This is a genomic window from Neobacillus soli NBRC 102451 (assembly GCF_001591665.1).
GTDB lineage: Bacteria > Bacillota > Bacilli > Bacillales > Cytobacillaceae > Neobacillus > Neobacillus soli.
This window is the reverse complement of the sequence record NZ_BCVI01000027.1, coordinates 1-18389: the sequence shown is the minus strand read 5'-3', so window position 1 is coordinate 18389 and position 18389 is coordinate 1. Positions and strand designations below refer to the sequence as shown.

The 18389-nt window shown below is 38.4% G+C and carries 21 protein-coding genes; 7 read left to right on the top strand and 14 right to left on the bottom strand.

The window, feature by feature from the left end; translation table 11 throughout:
* Nucleotides 1–8 precede the first annotated feature (8 nt).
* The 3 genes from pyc to BSO02S_RS10305 form a co-directional block, all read right to left on the bottom strand.
* Nucleotides 9–3455 (bottom strand): pyruvate carboxylase, encoded by a 3447-nt coding sequence (gene pyc / locus BSO02S_RS10315; RefSeq protein ID WP_066066390.1) that lies wholly within the window; start codon nucleotides 3453–3455, stop codon nucleotides 9–11.
* Between the two features lie 64 nt (nucleotides 3456–3519).
* Nucleotides 3520–4722: an FtsW/RodA/SpoVE family cell cycle protein gene (locus BSO02S_RS10310; protein WP_066066387.1), complete on the bottom strand. Its 1203-nt coding sequence runs from the start codon at nucleotides 4720–4722 to the stop codon at nucleotides 3520–3522.
* 186 nt (nucleotides 4723–4908) lie between these two features.
* The gene (locus BSO02S_RS10305) at nucleotides 4909–5190 is read right to left on the bottom strand and encodes an Fpa/YlaN family protein (protein ID WP_066066627.1); all 282 of its coding nucleotides are present in this window, start codon (nucleotides 5188–5190) and stop codon (nucleotides 4909–4911) included.
* 169 nt (nucleotides 5191–5359) lie between these two features.
* On the opposite strand from BSO02S_RS10305, the gene BSO02S_RS10300 reads away from it, so the two are divergent.
* On the top strand, nucleotides 5360–5857 hold the full coding sequence (locus BSO02S_RS10300) for a hypothetical protein (protein ID WP_066066386.1): 498 nt from the start codon (nucleotides 5360–5362) through the stop codon (nucleotides 5855–5857).
* 39 nt (nucleotides 5858–5896) lie between these two features.
* Here BSO02S_RS10300 and BSO02S_RS10295 read toward each other — a convergent pair whose 3' ends face one another.
* Nucleotides 5897–7225: a PhoH family protein gene (locus tag BSO02S_RS10295; protein WP_066066385.1), complete on the bottom strand. Its 1329-nt coding sequence runs from the start codon at nucleotides 7223–7225 to the stop codon at nucleotides 5897–5899.
* Nucleotides 7226–7417: 192 nt separating this feature from the next.
* Between BSO02S_RS10295 and BSO02S_RS10290 the strand changes: the two genes are divergently transcribed.
* Entirely contained in the window at nucleotides 7418–8002 is a 585-nt protein-coding gene (locus BSO02S_RS10290) for a YhcN/YlaJ family sporulation lipoprotein (RefSeq protein ID WP_066066382.1), read from the top strand.
* A gap of 224 nt (nucleotides 8003–8226) precedes the next feature.
* Here the strand turns inward: BSO02S_RS10290 and BSO02S_RS10285 are convergent, their stop codons facing one another.
* Nucleotides 8227–8682: a pyridoxamine 5'-phosphate oxidase family protein gene (locus BSO02S_RS10285; RefSeq protein WP_066066379.1), complete on the bottom strand. Its 456-nt coding sequence runs from the start codon at nucleotides 8680–8682 to the stop codon at nucleotides 8227–8229.
* 174 nt (nucleotides 8683–8856) lie between these two features.
* Here BSO02S_RS10285 and BSO02S_RS10280 point away from each other — a divergent pair, with 174 nt between their 5' ends.
* Nucleotides 8857–9057 (top strand): YlaI family protein, encoded by a 201-nt coding sequence (locus BSO02S_RS10280; RefSeq protein ID WP_066066376.1) that lies wholly within the window; start codon nucleotides 8857–8859, stop codon nucleotides 9055–9057.
* Nucleotides 9058–9149: 92 nt separating this feature from the next.
* Here the strand turns inward: BSO02S_RS10280 and BSO02S_RS10275 are convergent, their stop codons facing one another.
* Genes BSO02S_RS10275 through typA form a run of 3 tightly spaced genes read right to left on the bottom strand, consistent with a single transcriptional unit; the run spans nucleotide 9150 to nucleotide 11656 of the window.
* On the bottom strand, nucleotides 9150–9443 hold the full coding sequence (locus tag BSO02S_RS10275; protein ID WP_066066373.1) for a hypothetical protein: 294 nt from the start codon (nucleotides 9441–9443) through the stop codon (nucleotides 9150–9152).
* A 15-nt stretch (nucleotides 9444–9458) separates the two neighbouring features.
* Nucleotides 9459–9800: a YlaH-like family protein gene (locus BSO02S_RS10270; RefSeq protein ID WP_425320382.1), complete on the bottom strand. Its 342-nt coding sequence runs from the start codon at nucleotides 9798–9800 to the stop codon at nucleotides 9459–9461.
* A gap of 17 nt (nucleotides 9801–9817) precedes the next feature.
* Nucleotides 9818–11656: a translational GTPase TypA gene (gene typA / locus BSO02S_RS10265; protein WP_066066369.1), complete on the bottom strand. Its 1839-nt coding sequence runs from the start codon at nucleotides 11654–11656 to the stop codon at nucleotides 9818–9820.
* A 181-nt stretch (nucleotides 11657–11837) separates the two neighbouring features.
* Here typA and BSO02S_RS10260 point away from each other — a divergent pair, with 181 nt between their 5' ends.
* Entirely contained in the window at nucleotides 11838–12023 is a 186-nt protein-coding gene (locus BSO02S_RS10260; RefSeq protein WP_066066366.1) for a DUF5325 family protein, read from the top strand.
* A gap of 27 nt (nucleotides 12024–12050) precedes the next feature.
* Here BSO02S_RS10260 and BSO02S_RS10255 read toward each other — a convergent pair whose 3' ends face one another.
* Together BSO02S_RS10255 and BSO02S_RS10250 are read right to left on the bottom strand one after the other, a co-directional pair.
* Entirely contained in the window at nucleotides 12051–12848 is a 798-nt protein-coding gene (locus BSO02S_RS10255; RefSeq protein ID WP_174524241.1) for an inositol monophosphatase family protein, read from the bottom strand.
* A 287-nt stretch (nucleotides 12849–13135) separates the two neighbouring features.
* Nucleotides 13136–13330, bottom strand: coding sequence for a YkzI domain-containing protein (locus tag BSO02S_RS10250; RefSeq protein ID WP_066066363.1), 195 nt, complete (start codon nucleotides 13328–13330; stop codon nucleotides 13136–13138).
* A gap of 180 nt (nucleotides 13331–13510) precedes the next feature.
* On the opposite strand from BSO02S_RS10250, the gene BSO02S_RS10245 reads away from it, so the two are divergent.
* Nucleotides 13511–14143 (top strand): YktB family protein, encoded by a 633-nt coding sequence (locus tag BSO02S_RS10245; protein WP_066066361.1) that lies wholly within the window; start codon nucleotides 13511–13513, stop codon nucleotides 14141–14143.
* A 32-nt stretch (nucleotides 14144–14175) separates the two neighbouring features.
* Here the strand turns inward: BSO02S_RS10245 and BSO02S_RS10240 are convergent, their stop codons facing one another.
* Nucleotides 14176–14448, bottom strand: coding sequence for a UPF0223 family protein (locus tag BSO02S_RS10240; protein ID WP_066066358.1), 273 nt, complete (start codon nucleotides 14446–14448; stop codon nucleotides 14176–14178).
* A gap of 42 nt (nucleotides 14449–14490) precedes the next feature.
* Nucleotides 14491–15450, bottom strand: coding sequence for an NAD(P)H-dependent flavin oxidoreductase (locus BSO02S_RS10235; protein WP_066066355.1), 960 nt, complete (start codon nucleotides 15448–15450; stop codon nucleotides 14491–14493).
* Nucleotides 15451–15665: 215 nt separating this feature from the next.
* On the opposite strand from BSO02S_RS10235, the gene BSO02S_RS10230 reads away from it, so the two are divergent.
* Entirely contained in the window at nucleotides 15666–17138 is a 1473-nt protein-coding gene (locus BSO02S_RS10230) for an aminotransferase class I/II-fold pyridoxal phosphate-dependent enzyme (RefSeq protein ID WP_066066350.1), read from the top strand.
* Between the two features lie 65 nt (nucleotides 17139–17203).
* Here the strand turns inward: BSO02S_RS10230 and BSO02S_RS26315 are convergent, their stop codons facing one another.
* Together BSO02S_RS26315 and BSO02S_RS10225 are read right to left on the bottom strand one after the other, a co-directional pair.
* The gene (locus tag BSO02S_RS26315) at nucleotides 17204–17326 is read right to left on the bottom strand and encodes a GapA-binding peptide SR1P (protein WP_084374977.1); all 123 of its coding nucleotides are present in this window, start codon (nucleotides 17324–17326) and stop codon (nucleotides 17204–17206) included.
* A gap of 166 nt (nucleotides 17327–17492) precedes the next feature.
* On the bottom strand, nucleotides 17493–17792 hold the full coding sequence (locus BSO02S_RS10225; protein WP_066066347.1) for a DUF3055 domain-containing protein: 300 nt from the start codon (nucleotides 17790–17792) through the stop codon (nucleotides 17493–17495).
* A gap of 164 nt (nucleotides 17793–17956) precedes the next feature.
* On the opposite strand from BSO02S_RS10225, the gene BSO02S_RS10220 reads away from it, so the two are divergent.
* Nucleotides 17957–18389, top strand: a 433-nt coding sequence (locus tag BSO02S_RS10220) for a DUF1885 family protein (protein ID WP_174524240.1), incomplete at its 3' end; no start/stop codon positions are given.

Sequence of the window (18389 nt, the reverse complement as noted above, 5' to 3'; positions counted from 1 at the left end):
TTCTTTTATTAGGCCTTAGTTAGTTCGAGCAAAAGGTCACCCGTTTGAATGGCATCTCCATTAGAAACATAGATGTCCTTTACAATTCCTGAGAAAGGGGCTTGAACCGTAGTTTCCATTTTCATCGCTTCAGTAATCATTAAATGATCGCCCCGTTCCACCTTTTCACCCTTTTCAACAACAACCTTGACCACAGTCCCCGGCATCGATGCTGAGAGATGACTTTCATCCTTTGGATTTGCTTTCACCCTTGATAAGACTGTTGATTTAATACTCTCATCTTTAATGAATATTTCACGCGGCTGGCCGTTTAATTCAAAATAGACAACCCTCGTACCATCGGCTTGGGGATGTCCGATTGAAACGAGCTTTACAATCAGTGTTTTACCCGTTTCAATTTCTACTTCTATTTCTTCACCTAGCCGCATTCCATAAAGAAATGTTGGCGTATCCAAGACCGAGATAGTTCCAAATTGCTCATCGGTTTTAATATAATCCAGAAATACCTTCGGATATAAAGCATAGGAAATGACTTCTAAAGGGGTGATATGCCTGCCAAGTTCCTTAGATAGTTCTTGTTTCAGTTTTTCAAAATCAACCGGTTCGAGCAATTCACCTGGGCGTACTTCCAATGGTTTCTTCCCTTTTAAGATAACCTTTTGCAGGTCCTCAGGAAACCCACCATATGGTTTACCCAGCGAGCCCTCAAATAATTCAACAACTGAATCAGGGAAATCCAGCACTAGACCATTTAAGAGAATATCTTGCTCCGATAATTCATTTTGAACCATATAAAGGGCCATATCGCCAACTACCTTTGAAGAAGGTGTTACTTTTACAATATCACCAAACATTTTATTCACACGTGAATACATGTCTTTCACTTCATCCCAATTTTCGCCTAGGCCGACAGCTTTTGCCTGCTGTTGTAAATTGCTGTATTGGCCTCCCGGCATTTCATGCTGGTACACTTCTGAATGTGGCGACAAAATGCCACTTTCAAAATCCTGATAATATTTGCGGACATCCTCCCAATAATAGGAAAGCTTTTCAAGTGCTGAAATGTTTACATTCGGTTTCCGCACTGTCCCTTCAAGTGCATAATATAACGAATTTGTACTAGGCTGCGAAGTTAGACCTGCCATCGAACTTAACGCAACATCGACAATATCAACCCCGCCATCAATCGCCCTAGCGTAAGTTAACAGCCCATTTCCACTTGTATCATGCGTGTGCAGATGTATCGGGATATCAACCGTTTCCTTTAACGCTGAAACAAGTCTGTATGCTGCCTCCGGCTTGAGTAAACCAGCCATATCCTTTATCCCTAAAATATGGGCACCTTGCAGTTCAAGCTCTTTAGCAAGATTTTTATAATAGTCCAGATTATATTTTGTTCTTGTCAGGTCTAAAATGTCACCTGTATAACAAATGGATGCTTCAGCAATTTTACCGGTTTGTCGTACTGCATCTATCGCGACTTCCATTCCTTTTATCCAATTTAGGCTATCGAAAATGCGAAAAACATCAATACCGTTCGCTGCAGATTGTTCAACAAATTCACGGATTAAATTATCTGGATAGTTTTTATATCCAACCGCATTTGCACCACGAATTAACATTTGGAACAGAACATTCGGAATTTTTTTGCGAAGCGTTACCAACCGGTCCCAGGGATCCTCTTTTAAGAAACGGTATGCGACATCAAAGGTAGCTCCGCCCCACATCTCAAAAGAGAATAATTCCGGCAAAAGTTTAGCTGAGGGCTCAGCAATATGAACGATATCCGTCGTTCGCATCCTAGTCGCCAATAATGATTGATGGGCATCCCTAAAAGTTGTATCAGTTAATAATACCTGCTCCTGATTCTTCACCCACTTCACAAGTCCTTCTGGGCCAAACTTGTCTAAGATCTGCTTTGTTCCATCCTTAAAGGGCAAATCAAAGGGTACAGTTGGAATTCTTGGCTTCGTAAAAACAGGTCTTTTCTTCTTTTCAATTCCCGGGAAGCCATTTACAGTTACTGTGCCAATATAGGATAACATTTTTGTTCCACGGTCTTTACTTGCAGGGAAGATGAACAACTCCGGTGTTGTATCAATGAATGATGTATCATATTCCCCATTTCTAAACTTTTCATGTTTCACGACATTTTCTAGAAACGGTATATTGGTTTTAATTCCTCTAATCCTGAATTCCTGTAAATTTCGTACCATTTTAGAAGCAGCTTGTTCAAAGGTTAACGCCCATGTCGAAAGCTTCACCAATAAAGAGTCATAGAAAGGAGTAATCACCGCGCCTTGAAAACCATTTCCAGCATCAAGCCGCACACCAAAGCCGCCACCTGAGCGATAGGCCATAATTTTTCCGGTATCAGGCATAAAATTATTAAGTGGGTCCTCTGTTGTCACACGTGACTGAATCGCAAAACCATTGAGCTGAATTTTTTCTTGTTCAGGGATTCTAATAATCGGTCCATGTAAATCATGCCCCTCGGACACCAAAACTTGTGTTTGAACAATATCAACACCTGTAACCATTTCTGTCACAGTATGCTCCACCTGAACACGCGGATTAACTTCGATAAAATAAAAGTCATTTCCCGTGACAAGAAACTCTACTGTACCAGCATTCAGGTAATCAACATTTTTCATCAATTTTACAGCAGCATCACAAATTCGTTGACGTAATTCCGTAGAAATCGACACGCTTGGTGCAACCTCAACTACCTTTTGATGACGTCTTTGGACGGAACAATCGCGATCAAATAAATGAACTATATTCCCCTGCTTGTCGCCAATGATTTGAACTTCAATATGCTTCGGCTTTTCAATTAATTTCTCCAAATATACTTCATCATTACCAAAAGCTGCTTTCGCTTCTGATTTCGCTCGTTCAAAGGCTTCTGTGACTTCTTCTTGGCTTTTGACAATTCTCATCCCGCGTCCACCGCCGCCAAGCGATGCCTTAATGATAATTGGGTAACCGCAAACCGCCGCAAATTCTTCCACTTCTGTTACATTATTTACAGGCCCCGCGCTGCCTGGTATGACAGGAATCCCGGCCAATTCCGCCTGCTTCCTTGCTTTCACCTTATCACCAAACATATCAAGGTGGGTAGATTTGGGACCAATAAAAATAATCCCTTCTTCTTCACAACGCATCGCAAAATGAATATTTTCTGACAAAAAACCATAACCAGGATGGATGGCATTTGCACCGCTTTTTTTGGCAATGTCAATGATTCCATCAATATCCAAATAAGCTTCAATCGGTTTTTTACCCGCTCCCACTAAATAAGCTTCATCGGCTTTATAACGATGGTAGGCGCCAGAATCCTCTTTTGAATAAATAGCAACTGTTCGAATATTCAGCTCTGTACAAGCACGAAAAACCCTTATTGCAATTTCCCCTCGATTTGCAACTAACACTTTCTTTATCTGTCTTGTCACCAAAAGCACCCCATAATCTATGTATTTTTTAAAAAACGCAAGGGCTTGATGAGCCCCAGCGTTTTGATTAAATATAGAAAACCTTACCGTTTCGATGCTGCACTTTCTTATTTATCTTTTCTTGTTTATTTTTATATTTATTTTCATATTTTACGAACATGGATATGTTAACAAGAATTCCTGCAGAGATGGCTAACATTAATAATGAAGACCCCCCATAGCTAATAAATGGAAGAGGAACACCTGTAAGAGGTATAATCCCGGAAACACCTCCCAAATTGATAAATGCCTGGATACCGATCATACTCGAAACCCCAATCGCAAGTAAGCTTCCAAAAGGATCCTTGCATCGCAATCCAATATAGAGCCCCCTTAAAACAATATATGTAAGTGTTAAAATTACAAAGCCTACTCCCCACATACCTAACTCTTCGGCAATTATGGCCATAATGAAATCCGTATGCGATTCCGGTAAATAACCAAGTTTCTGGACACTTTTGCCTAATCCTAATCCATTGACACCGCCTGAACCAATCGCAATATATGAATTCGCCAGTTGGAAACCGGTTTTTTGCACATCTGCAAATGGATCACTTACAGCTGTTACCCGCCCCATCCGTTTTTCAGTAAAAATTTTATCCTGAAAAACTAAAATAAATGGCAGAATAATAATCGCCCCAATTAAAATAAGTTTAATAATATTTTTAATATTCATTCCCGATGAAAAAATGATTGTTGCCCCTATTAAAGCGATAATAATGGCCGTACCATAGTCGGGTTCCATAGCAATAAATGAACAGACAATAATTAAATACGCTAATGGGGGAAGAACTCCTTGATTAAATTGATTAATATATGTCTGTTTTTTCGCGTAAACAGCAGCTAAATAAATGATTACACAAAGCTTGACAAACTCAGATGGTTGTAGTTTTAATGGACCAATTTGATACCAGCTTTGCGCGTTACCGGCTATCTTCCCAAAAATCAGAAGCCCCAAAAGCCCTAAAACCGATAAAAAAACCATTGGCAATAAAAACTTTGTGCTCTTCATTATTTTATAAGGGAATAAAGCAGTTAATAGGAAAAACACTAATGAACCTAACATAAATAATTTTTGCTTTTGGTAGAAATGATCTGCTTCAACGCCATACCTTGGTGAAACGGCCCAAGCCATACTGGAACTATAAACCATCACTAAACCAAAAGCACATAAAAGGGCAATCGCGATGATTAATGAATAATCATAAGACTTTATTATTTTTTTTATCATTTTATTCTTCCTCATCTTTTAAAAAATTGATTTGATAGAACTATTATAATAGAAAATGAGATATATTACTTGAGGAAAAGCTACTGGAATGTATTTTTTTGATAAAGAATATTCAGATAATTAATGATAAAAAAAACTAATAAAAAACTCAAACAATTCATTGTCATTGTTTGAGTTTTATGATGATTATTTTCTTAGAGAGGCATCATGAAGCGATGATAATTCTCTTTCTAATTTTCCAATAATCGCTTTCCCATCCTTACCATCTATTAAGCCTAATCGAACAGCAAAATCTATTTCTCTTGACAGACCAAACATTTGTGTATCCAATACCTCTTCATACAGAGGGCATTGAGGCATCGTGAGATTGTCCATTTGCACTTTGATCAGCTTTAATATCTTTTCAGCGTCAGCCTGTAATATGGCATATGCTTTTTCCTGGTGATTCATGATCATTTCAGACGCCAACATTGATCCCCCCAATTCAGAGCGATAATTCAACTTATCTATAAATTTTACCGTTTACAAAGGAAAAATGCAAGAGCAATGAAGGAGATTACCAAAAGGAATCTCTTTTATGACATTCTCCCTAAAAAAAGATATACTTAATTCTGTTAGACTTTAGGGGGTATGGAAGATGGAAAATATCATTATCATATCAGGAAAAGTGAAATATACAATTACGCTCGATCCAAGTGTCTGGATTTTTGATGACCGCCGCATTGATTTAACTACTTATTTTTCAACGGAGAAAAAGAATACAGATTCTTTAGAGGACTATACTAAGGCTGTTTCTAAGCATTGGGACCGTGAAATTATGGAAGGGGCTATTTATCCGCCAACATTAAAAACAGAAAAAAAGTTTGAGAAAGAAAAAGTATTGACTGGATCCTTCGGAATTCCTTTAAAGCCCTTTTTATTAAATTCAGAGCCAGCCGGCGACGCACACACGTTTGTCATTCATAGCAGGGATGGCGAATATGAGTTTCCACTAAATGAGGCATTTGATCTAATCATGGGGTTTTCCAATAAAGGCAAACCATTATCCTCAGATGGACCCATTCATATCTATTTAGCTGATGGCTCCAATCAAGGAAATCCTATTAAAAATGTAATTAGCTTTAGCATAAAATAGAACGGGTGCCTATCGGCCCCCGTTTTATTTTATGATTATTTAAAGTAAATCCGCCGCCAACAGCGCCAATCCTGACCTCTCCCCTTTTAAAAGTTTAACATGGCCGGAAATGACCTGATCCTTGAATCTTTCCACAACATAGGTTAAGCCGTTGTTATAGGCATCAAGATATGGATGGTCAATCTGTTCCGGGTCGCCCATCAGAACAATTTTACTTCCTTCTCCGACACGGGTTAATATGGTTTTCACTTCGTGTTTTGTTAAATTTTGCGCTTCATCAATGATAATAAACTGCTTCGGTAAACTTCTGCCGCGAATATACGTTAATGCCTCCACCTCGATTGAGCTCATGCCAGCAAGGATCGCATCAAGTTCCCCCGGTTTTTTTGTATTGAAAAGATATTCCAAGTTATCAAAGATTGGCTGCATCCATGGTCTTAATTTCTCCTGCTTTTCTCCTGGCAGAAACCCTAGGTCTTTACCCACAGGTACAATCGGCCTAGCTACTAAAAGCTTTTTATAGTCTCTGAAATCCTCCGTTTGCATTAACCCAGATGCAAGAGTAAGCAGCGTTTTCCCTGTGCCCGCTTTCCCTGTTAAGGTAACAAGATGAATATCCTTACGTAACAATAATTCGATTGCCATTGTCTGCTGCACATTCCTAGAGTGGATTCCCCAAACATGTTCTTGATTTAATGCTAATTTCTTTACCTTTTTACTTGTTTTATCCACCATCCCAATCGCTGATGCTGAACCACCGAGGACATCTTTCATGATCAGGAACTGGTTTGGATAAAAAGGGTGGTTTGCAAGCTCAGATAGGTGTAACTCCCCTTTTTCATAAAAGCGGCCTAATAATTCAATTGGCAGAAGTACTTCAAAAAAGCCAGTGTATATATGGTCTATTTCGACGACGCGATCATTTAAAAAATCTTCGGCATCTAAACCGATCGCATCTGCCTTTACCCGAAGAAGAGCGTCCTTACTTACCAGAATGACTGGCATACCATTTTCCTTCGTTTGTTCCTCTAAGTATAAATTTTTAGCTACCGCTAGAATGCGGTTATCATTTGTTTTTTCAATAAAAATATCCTGAAGCTCATGAAATGACCGATGATTTAATTCAATTCTGATTGTCCCCCCATTTTCAAGCGGGATTTTTTCATGAAGTTTCCCTGATGCCCTTAGGCCATCAATTAATCTGGATACATGTCTTGCATTTCTCCCGACTTCATCCATGTATCTTTTCTTTGAGTCCACTTCTTCAAGAACGACTGCAGGAATAACAACCTCATTATCTTCAAAAGAGAAAATGGAATACGGGTCTTGTAACAAGACATTTGTATCTAACACGTATATTTTACTCAAAGCGACGCCTCCTGCTTCACTTGTTGTCTGGCTCAAATAAACCTTTTGCTAGATTGGACTTTGGTAAAATATATGTGAATCAGAATAAAGATAGAAGGAATTCCACACAATAAATGTAAATAAGCCATTTAACCTGGTGAAAAAATAGTTTTGTTCCATTTGTTTTTGAAGCATTTCGGAGGTGGATTATATATGCAGAGGATTTTAATGATTGCGGCGATATGTTTCATCATTGGCGGATGCAGTACAAAAAAGGAGATTGCCAATAATAATAACGACTCCTTCGTTAAAGTAAAAAACAGTTACATTGAAAGTGTTGACCGCAAATCGGGGCAGGAAATATCCAAACGACTAGTTATGCTGGCAACAAGTATCCCAAATGTTAATGATGCAACTGCCGTTGTTTTAGGAAGATATGCAATCGTAGGTATTGATGTGAATGCTAAAATTGACCGTTCCCAGGTTGGGTCAATTAAATATTCTGTAGCAGAAAGCTTAAAAAAAGATCCATATGGTGCAAACGCAGTGGTGATTGCTGATGCTGATACAACTCAGCGATTAAAAGAAATACAAACAGATATAAAAAACGGCCGCCCTATAAAAGGGATTATGGAGGAGCTTTCGGATGTCGCTGGTCGATTAATGCCTGAGATACCGGGAGATCTAATTACACCGAGCCCGAAAAACGCTCCAGAAAAGCCCGATAAAAAACTTCCTGACAAAGAAAAAGAAAAGTTGAAAAAGGAACAAAACGACCAATCGAATCATCATAAATAAAAACAAAAGGCGCAAGCGCCCGTTTAGCGACGTATGGACTGGAGCGCCCTGACTGAGATAAAGGAAACACGGAGCTATAGTCGATTCGATGTTGACTTATCGTAGGGAGGGGAGCGAAGTACACTAGTCGCTGGGCGCTGGAGCCGGATTCAGAAAACTATTTCAAAGTTATCCACATTTAATTATTTTATAATTCCCTAAAAAATGAAAAAAGCTTAGGACTTCTAAGCTTTTTTCATTGCATCCATCACTTGATTATCTAGCTTTTGAGCTGCATTTTTATCATATGTTTTATCATATTGAACTTCAGAAATAATTTTAGATCCGTAAAACATGACATCCCTTACTTCTTTAATGGCTACCTCCACTAAGGCAAGCTTTAATGGGACTTCCTTAAGCCTTTCTTCTTTTACATTTGCTTCTCCTTGAATTGAATATGTAGATTCATTCGCAATTAAATTGATAACAGCTTGATTATTATTTTTTATATTTTCTAGAATTCTGGAACGATTATCCACTGCAAAATAGATTGTACTGTCATTCTTAGCTAATACCCAGGAAATCGCGCTAATATTTGGCCCCCCTGTTTCATGATCGACGGTTGCCAACGTCACGAACCGCTCTTTTTGTAGTTCCTCATACAAAGGCATTATTAACTTTGGTTCCACTTGATTTGCCATCTTTACAACCCCTTTATTTATTCCTTCACCCTGTTTTAAAAAACAGATATTCTCATATTACTACTATCCCATATATTCATCAACCTAAACGGAATTGATTTACCTTCAAGTGTTCTGTCATGATATACTATAGTATAAACATCGGATATAAGAAATAGTTGAAGAGGTGCATGAATGAGAGTAAAATGTGTGATTTGCGATAAAATTGAAGCGATAGAAGATGAATCAGTAGCAGCTAAGCGTCTTCGCAATCGCCCCATCCATACATATATGTGTAAAGATTGCAGCACGAGAATTACTGATAAAACAAACGCAAGAATAGAAACTGGTAATTTCCGGCTGTATCGTGCAAAATCTGAGGAAGACGATTGGTAAAAAAGAAAAGCTCCAGCGATCGTCAGTCGCTGTAGCTGGACAAAAAAAAGACCCTCTTGTGAAATCCATTTCGGATTTCACAAGAGGGTTTTTTAATCCTCAATCGGGTAGTTCTGATACCTTTCTGGTTCTTGATTGATTTGGTCAAGCATAATATCAATTAATTCACGAGGATAACGCGTCTTTTTTGTTTCCTCGCCTTGCTGATAATTAACATAGTACATGACATCATCTGTTGTTATCTCGATATTAGAAAGGTGATGGTCTTTAGTTAATATCTCTTCAAAAAGGTCCTTCGTGTCTCTCGCCGCTGTGTCGTCAGGACGAGCATCGCATACAACTTTTATTGTAAGCCAATTATATAGTGCATCCTGTAAGGATTTCATAAGAGGGGCCCCCCGTTATTTTGCTTCAGTCTGCTGCTTTTTCGATTGGTGTAAGCGGATTTTATAGATAATCAATAAAAGTGCAGCGCCCGCTAGTCCTTCCGCGATAGGCAAGGCATAAGAAAAAATAAGCAAGATAAAGCACCCAATTAAAAGGCAGATATATATTACTGCGTTTTTCAAAAGAGGCAGTTTCTTAGCAAAGCCTAACCTATAGACAATAACTGTCAAAACGACAATAAATAAATATTGGATTAAGACACCAGTATTTACATCGCTTTGTGATACAGGAGAATTACCTGCAACAAGCTCAATAAAAAATCTTAAACTCGGGGAGAAGGCTTTTAAATCTTCCACAGCGTGCACCTCTTAACTTAACTCATTTCAGCATACTTTTTCTTTTTAGCTGATTTTTCACGTTCATTTTTATCAAGAATTTTCTTACGTAGACGAATCGATTCCGGTGTAACCTCACAATATTCGTCATCATTTAAATATTCTAATGACTCTTCCAATGTCATGATGCGTGGCTTTTTAATAACCGATGTTTGGTCTTTGTTCGCGGACCGAACATTCGTTGCCTGCTTCATTTTGGTAATATTAACGGTGATGTCATTTTCGCGAGTGTTTTCGCCAACAATCATCCCCTCATAAATTTCCGTACCCGGTTCAACAAAAATCGTGCCGCGGTCTTCTACTTGCATTATACCATAAGTGGACGCTTTTCCAGATTCCATTGATACAAGTACACCTTGGTGTCTTCCGCCAACCTGACCAGCCAGCATAGGCTGATAACTGTCAAAGGTGTGATTAATAATTCCATACCCGCGTGTCATTGTTAAGAATTCGGTTGTGTATCCAATTAAGCCGCGTGCTGGTACATTAAAGATTAAGCGGACTTGACCTGATCCATTATTAATCATATCAATCATTTCGCCTTTTCTCGCACCGATTGACTCCATAACGGAACCAGTATGTTCCTCAGGAACATCAATTTGAACTCTTTCAACAGGCTCAGAACGAACTCCGTCAATTACTTTAACGATTACTTCAGGTTTAGAAACTTGAAGCTCATAGCCCTCACGGCGCATGTTTTCAATCAAAATTGACAAATGAAGTTCACCGCGGCCGGAAACAATCCAAGCATCCGGTGAATCAGTGTTATCAACTCGTAAGCTTACATCGGTTTGCAATTGGGAACGCAGTCTTTCTTCAATCTTTCTTGAGGTTAAATATTTACCCTCTCTGCCTGCAAAAGGACTGTTGTTTACGACAAAAGTCATTTGTAATGTTGGTTCGTCGATTCGTAAAACTGGTAATGCTTCTTGATGTTCTGTTGGGCAAACTGTTTCGCCGACATTTATATCTTCCATACCGGAAACAGCAATTAAGTCGCCTGCTTTTGCTTCTTGAACTTCCTGCCGTTTTAGACCAAAGAAACCAAAGATCTTGGTGACGCGGAATTGTTTTACACTGCCATCCAATTTCATTAATGCGACTTGTTGACCTACATGCATCGTTCCGCGGAAAACACGTCCAATCCCAATTCTGCCCACATAATCGTTATAATCAAGAAGAGCTACCTGGAATTGCAATGGTTCTTCGTGATTATCAATAGGTGCAGGGATGTATTCCACAATTGCCTCATACAATGATTGCATGTTTTCATCTTGCTTTTCGGGATTTGTACTTGCTGTACCGTTTATACCTGAAGCGTAGATTACTGGAAATTCAAGCTGATCTTCCGATGCATCAAGTTCAATAAATAAATCAATGACTTCATCCACTACTTCGGCAGGTCTAGCAAAATCACGGTCAATTTTATTGACAACGACAATTGGAGTGATTTTTTGCTCCAAAGCCTTCTTAAGCACAAAACGAGTTTGCGGCATACAGCCTTCATAAGCGTCGACCACAAGCAGAACACCATCAACCATTTTCATGATTCGTTCTACTTCACCGCCAAAGTCTGCGTGTCCTGGTGTATCCAAAATATTAATTCTTGTATCTTTATATTGAATCGCGGTATTCTTCGCAAGGATGGTTATTCCGCGTTCTCTTTCTAAATCACCTGAGTCCATCGCACGTTCTTCCACGTGCTCATTGGAACGAAACGTTCCAGATTGTTTTAACAATTGGTCTACCAACGTCGTTTTTCCATGGTCAACGTGGGCAATGATCGCAATATTACGAATATCATTTCTTATTTTCAACAATTCCACTCCTACCTATATTCATAAAAATAAAAAGCTATTTATAGTTTCCCATTTACAACTAAAACATTATACCATAAATAAAGTGGAAACCTAAAGGCATTTTAATGTAGAATAAAAAATATATCCATCATAAGCTCAATCTAGTCTGTTTTATCATAAAAAAAGGGGTATGAAAAAAATGAATAAAGTGAAATGGCCGCTGCTCGTTTATGCGATCCTTGCTGCAGCAAGTATAATAGGCATTGGGATTGCCATCAGCGAAAGAAGCTTAATAGGTGCAATTGGCTGTATTATCGCAATTGTAGTGATCATGGGGATGGGTTTTACAACAAAAAGAAAAATGCGTGAAAATGGTCAACTCTAAAAAGAAGCCTTGCAGGCTTCTTTTTGTTTACCATTTACCGTCTTTTAAATAATCCTTCATTATTGTTTGATGCAAGCCAGGTTTTGCGACAAATAAAGAATTTTGAGTAAGAAAATTAAGCTTTTCACCTCTCAAATTTGTAACAAGACCACCCAACTCTTCAACAATGATAGTCCCGGCAGCAAAATCCCATGGTGATAATCGCATGGAAAGATATGCATCTACTCTTCCTGTAGCGACGAATACCATTTCAAGTGCCGCACTTCCATACGATCTTGTTCCTCTTGCATCTTTAACCAGAGGAATCATTAATTTATGATCAATCCGATGGTTTTCCATTACCCATGTTGCATTAAGAGCAATGATTGATTCCTTCACCGTTGTTTCTTTTAGCGCTGGGATAGGCTTTTCATTTATAAACGCACCGTTTCCACAGCTGGCGTGATACAACTCGTCATGAACAACATCATAAATGAGTCCTATTTTTCCCACTCCATTTTCATACACACCAAGTGAAATGGCAAAGTTCCTTTGTTGATGGATAAAATTCATCGTTCCATCAATCGGATCAATCATCCAAACAATCCCATCAAGGCTGACTAGTTTATCCCCAAACCCTTCTTCGCCCATAATTTTGTGTTCCGGATAAACCTCTCTAATTTTCCTTATAAAAAATTGCTCAATATCTTTGTCAATATTTGTAACAAGATCATTAGGGTTCGTTTTCGATTGAATAGTTAATATTTCATCAAAAGATAACCGGATTTTATTTCCTGCCTCTTGAACCCATTGCTTTGCTTGGGCATAAATATGATCCCAGTTCATGATTTTCCTCCAATTATCAGTTTTATTTCTTGGCACAATTTCAATATATGTAGTATGAGCATGATAAATTAATTGATGTACCTATAGCTTAATCAAATTAAATGAACACATCAACTTTTAATAGACAATAATAAACGAACCCCCCTCTCTTTTTGCTGGAGTTCGTTTTAAAAAAGTTCATAATCTATTCTCTTTCGATTCATTTCTGCATGTGTCCCCTTCGATAAAGAAATGCGTTTAGCATTTATAGTAAGTATTTCTGCAACTAATAAATGGCATTCATTTTATCAAAGAGCCTTTAACCGTAATAACTCTTGGCGAATTTTTTCTAATTTTAGTTTGCACTCTTTCATTTTCTTCTCATTCTTTTCCTCAATCGCTTCAAATAATGTAGCTAGTTCATAATCCATTTCCAATCTTAATACTGCTGTCCTTTCTTTCTCGCCTGCTTTTTTAAGTGAGGTATTCATCAATTGTTTCACGCTTCTCCTCCCCTTCCTTCCATTTTATTCTAACTTTTCAGATTATTTTTTACTGTATAATATGAGTCATTGAGATATGTTGCAACAAATATGTGCTTTAACCTAGAAAAGCATTTTATTACATGTCTCCATTCGCATATGCTACAATTGATGACAAATGTTTTGTTGGGGGTTAACACGATGGGTTTTACCGGATTTACAAATGAAGATTTTGATGTGTTTCAAATAGATGGTTTAGAGGAAAGAATGGAGGCGCTTAAGGAGACAATTCGTCCAAAATTGGAGGCTTTAGGGGAATATTTCGCCCCTGCGCTAACCACTTTAACGGGTGACGAAATGTTTATCCATGTTGCCAAGCATGCAAGACGTACAATCAATCCTCCCAAGGATACTTGGGTTGCATTTGCCAATAATCCGCGCGGCTATAAAATGCTCCCTCATTTTCAAATTGGTTTATGGAACACCCATTTATTTATTTGGTTTGCTGTCATTTATGAAGCCCCTCAAAAAGAGGCAATTGGGGCAAGGTTAGCAAAAAAATTAACCAAAATTCATAAAGAAATCCCAAAAGATTTTGTTTGGTCTGTGGATCATATGAAGCCTGAAACCGTTATGCACGGTAAACAGTCCAGAGATAAATTAAAAACCAACCTTGACCGCCTTCAAACCGTTAAGAAAGCTGAATTATTATGTGGGTATACTATTGACAGAGAAAAAGCCGTTCAAATGGGTTCTGATGGAGTAATACAACAAATCGAAGAGGTATTTAAAATAGTCGCACCATTATATAAAATTGCACTAAACATGAAATAATAAAAAGCTCCCTTTTTTTCGGGAGCTTTTTATTATTTCATTCTAATTTTGTCACCATCTAAAGCCTCTTTCGCCTTTTTAATCGTCCGATATGAAGAATAGCCGCTCATTTCTTCAAATTCACCGCAAATGGTCTTTTCTTCCGCTTTGCTTGGAACAATTTCTTTAAAGCGGCGGTACGCACTCATTACTTGTTCACGTTCAATTCCCTTTTCATATGCCTTCTCAATCATTTCAAAAAAAGCAATCACATCGACTATTTCATCGGTGCTCCAACGGTAATCAATTGGGTACTGGTACTCCATGACTTCACCTACTTCTAAATTAACCTTTAGAGAATCATACCGTTAATTTCCCCATTTTGCACGAATTTGCTGCGCTTCATTAATCATTCGTTCAAATAGTCCTTTAACCGTTGGGATATCGTTGATCAATCCCATCACTTGTCCTGCCCAGGCAAAGCCCTCTTCAGCAGCTCCGTCATATATGTAGCGTTTGTTCGCCCTTCCACTAATAAAATCCTTTAGCTGTTCATAATCACCCTGGTTCTTCTCAATTTCCAAGATTTTTTCGGTCCAGCTGTTTGCAAGAGCTCTAGCAGGAGTACCAAGCGCTTTCTTTATGACCACCGTGCCGGCTTCAGTTCCCTCGACCAGCGTCTTTTTATATAATTCACTTGCATGAACGCATTCTTTTGTTGCAATAAATCTAGTCCCCATTTCAATCCCTTCAGCCCCTAAACTAAGCGCTGCCATGAGTCCTCTGCCGTCACCAATACCCCCTGAAGCAATAACCGGAATGGAAACAGCATCCACTACTTGGGGAATTAATACCATTGTGCCGACATCATCACGGCCAAGATGTCCTCCCCCTTCCTGCCCGACAACCATGACAGCATCAGCACCGAGCTCCTCCGCCTTCACAGCCTGTCTTCTTGCTGCAACAAGAACAAGCTTTTTAATGGGGGTTCCTTTTAGTTGCTCAAAAATCGGGGCTGGATTTCCTCCTGTCATCGACACAACAGGCACTTGTTCATCAATTGCCACCTGTAAAAAATCAGCAAACGGCCTGCCTTGCTGTCCAATCGCAAAATTAACTCCGAAAGGTTTGTTCGTCAGCTGTTTCACCTTACGTATTTCTTCCCGCAACTGATTCGGTTTACCTAAAGACATCGCCGTAATTTGACCAAGACCTCCTGCGTTTGATACGGCTGCTGCCAATTCAGAATAAGCTAAATAAGCTAAACCTCCTTGAATAATTGGAAAACGGATATTTAATATTTCGGTCACACGTGTTTGCCAATTCAATTTAATTCCTCCCCGATAGTTTATATTTGATATTTCGTTCTTAAAGGGTAATTTTCCTGCCTTATTGAGAAACTAACCTAAACCATAAAAAAAGAGTCATTGTAATTATATAAATTTCTATGCAACGAAAGGGAAAAGTGCTATAATTCCTTTGTTTTATGTCCGTTATAGACGAAAATTCAAGAGTATTTTTAAATAAGAGGTGTGATTATAAATTGTCTCAGAATGAAACACCGTTATTTAGCGGTTTACTAGCGCATGCAAAAAAGAACCCAATTCAATTCCATATTCCAGGTCATAAAAAAGGTGCTGGTATTGATCCGGAATTTCGAAGCTTTATTGGTGATAATGCCCTGTCCATCGACTTAATCAATATTGGACCTTTGGATGATCTCCATCAGCCAAAGGGGATTATTAAGCAAGCCCAGGATTTAGCAGCAGAAGCCTTTGGTGCTGACCGAACCTTCTTTTCTGTCCAAGGTACAAGTGGGGCGATAATCGCGATGGTGATGGCTGTATGTGGACCAGGCGAAAAAATCATCGTCCCTAGAAATGTCCATAAATCAGTTATGTCCGCGATTGTCTTTTCAGGATCCATTCCCGTGTTTATTCATCCGGAAATCGATAAGGAATTAGGAATTTCCCATGGGATTACGAACGAAGCAGTCGAAAGAGCACTGGAGCAGCACCCAGATGCGAAAGGTGTTTTAGTGATTAATCCTACTTATTTTGGCATCTCTGCAGATTTGAAGAAGATTGTAGAAATTGCTCATTCTTATCATGTTCCAGTCCTGGTAGATGAAGCCCATGGTGTCCATATCCATTTTCATGATAAGCTCCCGCTTTCCGCTATGCAGGCAGGTGCGGATATGGCAGCAACCAGCGTTCACAAACTAGGCGGATCAATGACCCAAAGCTCTATTCTAAATGTGAAAGAAGGACTAGTATCTGCGAAACGGGTCCAATCAATCCTAAGCATGCTGACAACAACCTCTACCTCATATTTATTGCTGGCTTCCCTTGATGTGGCCCGTAAGCAATTAGCCACAAAGGGCCGGGATTTAATTGATAGAACAATTAAATTAGCAGAATCTATTCGCAAAAGAATCAATGAAATTGATCATATCCACTGTATAGGTGAAGAAATTTTAGGTTCGAAAGCTACATTTGATTACGACCCAACTAAGCTTATTATTTCTGTAAAAGAATTAGGTTTAACCGGTTATGAAGTAGAAAAATGGCTTAGAGAAAGGCATAATATCGAAGTGGAATTATCTGACTTGTATAATATCCTTTGTATCATTACATTTGGGGATACCGAGCATGAGGCCGCCATATTAGTAAATGCCTTAAAAGAGCTGGCGGACGAATGTGAGCATCGTAAAGAAAAGATTGAACCTGTGGAGGTTCTTCTTCCAGAAATCCCACTGCTGGCTTTAACACCTAGGGATGCCTTTTATTCGGAAACAGAAGTGATTCCATTTGAAGAATCTGAAGGAAGAATTATTGCCGAATTTATTATGGTATACCCCCCTGGTATCCCAATTTTTATCCCTGGCGAAATTATTACCAAGGAAAACCTTCATTACATCAGGAAAAACCTTGAAGCTGGCTTACCTGTTCAAGGTCCGGAAGACGATGAAATCAAAACCATCCACGTTATTAAAGAGTACAAGGCAATTAAATAAAACAAAAATACAGGATTCCGTTCGCGGAATCCTGTTTCTATATTTAAAAGTTAATGTTCAAATACTTATACTTCTTCGTCACTATGATGGTCGCCGCAACAATTACATTTCGAATAAAGCACCGTAACTTTTTCATCTTCAAAATGTTCAATCGTAGAGTTACACGTTTGGCATACTAAAGTACCCATTGTTCAATCCCCCAATTCATAAATTGAATGACCATTAAATGAAAGCGTTTAAAATAACCTTAAGACTATAATAATATATCACATTTAAAATTACAAGCCCAATCTGTATGTCACATTTAAAAATTTTTCACTAAAAAAGGCCCCTTTCTGGCCTTTTCATTAACCATTATTCATATTGAGTGACAAAAGGAATGGACGGAAGTGTTTCGCTGAAAAACTCGGCTAAATCTGAAGCCTGCTGTTTATCAGGGATACGGAATACGGTTTGAAGGTAATCAATGTCTTCAATTTCTTTGGGATCAAGGAGTGTGGAACGGCCAGTTTGCATGCAGACAACAAGAGGTTTTCCAAAAAATAGGTTCGTGTAAATAATTCCGAAATCATAACGGGTATGTTCCGTTGTAAAGCCAACAAACCTCACTTTCGCATTTTCATGCTCATCATAGAGCTTATCAAATAATTCCATAAGGCTCCTCCCTTTTATAAAATATTTAGAATATTATTATAATTCATTTTTATAAAAAGAACAAGAAAACAGGACTTTTTATTTTTCGTAAGAGTTGTCATAAGATTTTATTCAATGCTAGAATAAAGGAGCATACATTAATGAACTAATGGGGGGGAATGATGATGGCTATAAACGCATATGTTAAGCTTGTGCCTTCATCTGCAAAACAAACAGTATCAATAGAAGAGGTAAAGGAATTATTTCGTTATTATAAAAATATTACTGCAAAAACCGGTGAACAATTGGATTGGCATTTTGGAGCTTCTGCCTTTCCGTATGAAATAAAAGAAACGGAAGAAGGAAAAGGAAAGTGGTTTTATTTACACTCAGACCATGAACGCTATAATGCTATTTTATTAGGTGTTGATAAGGAAACAATCCGAAGTGAGGATGGCACAGAAAGAGAGCAAGAATACATACAAGTCACACTCCCAGAACAATCAACCTACGGCGATAAAGGCAAAGCAAATGAATTTTGCAAATTTCTAGCTAAGAAACTCCAAGGCGAACTTCACCTTTTTAATGAAAGAATCATGTACTATTACCCTAGAAAAT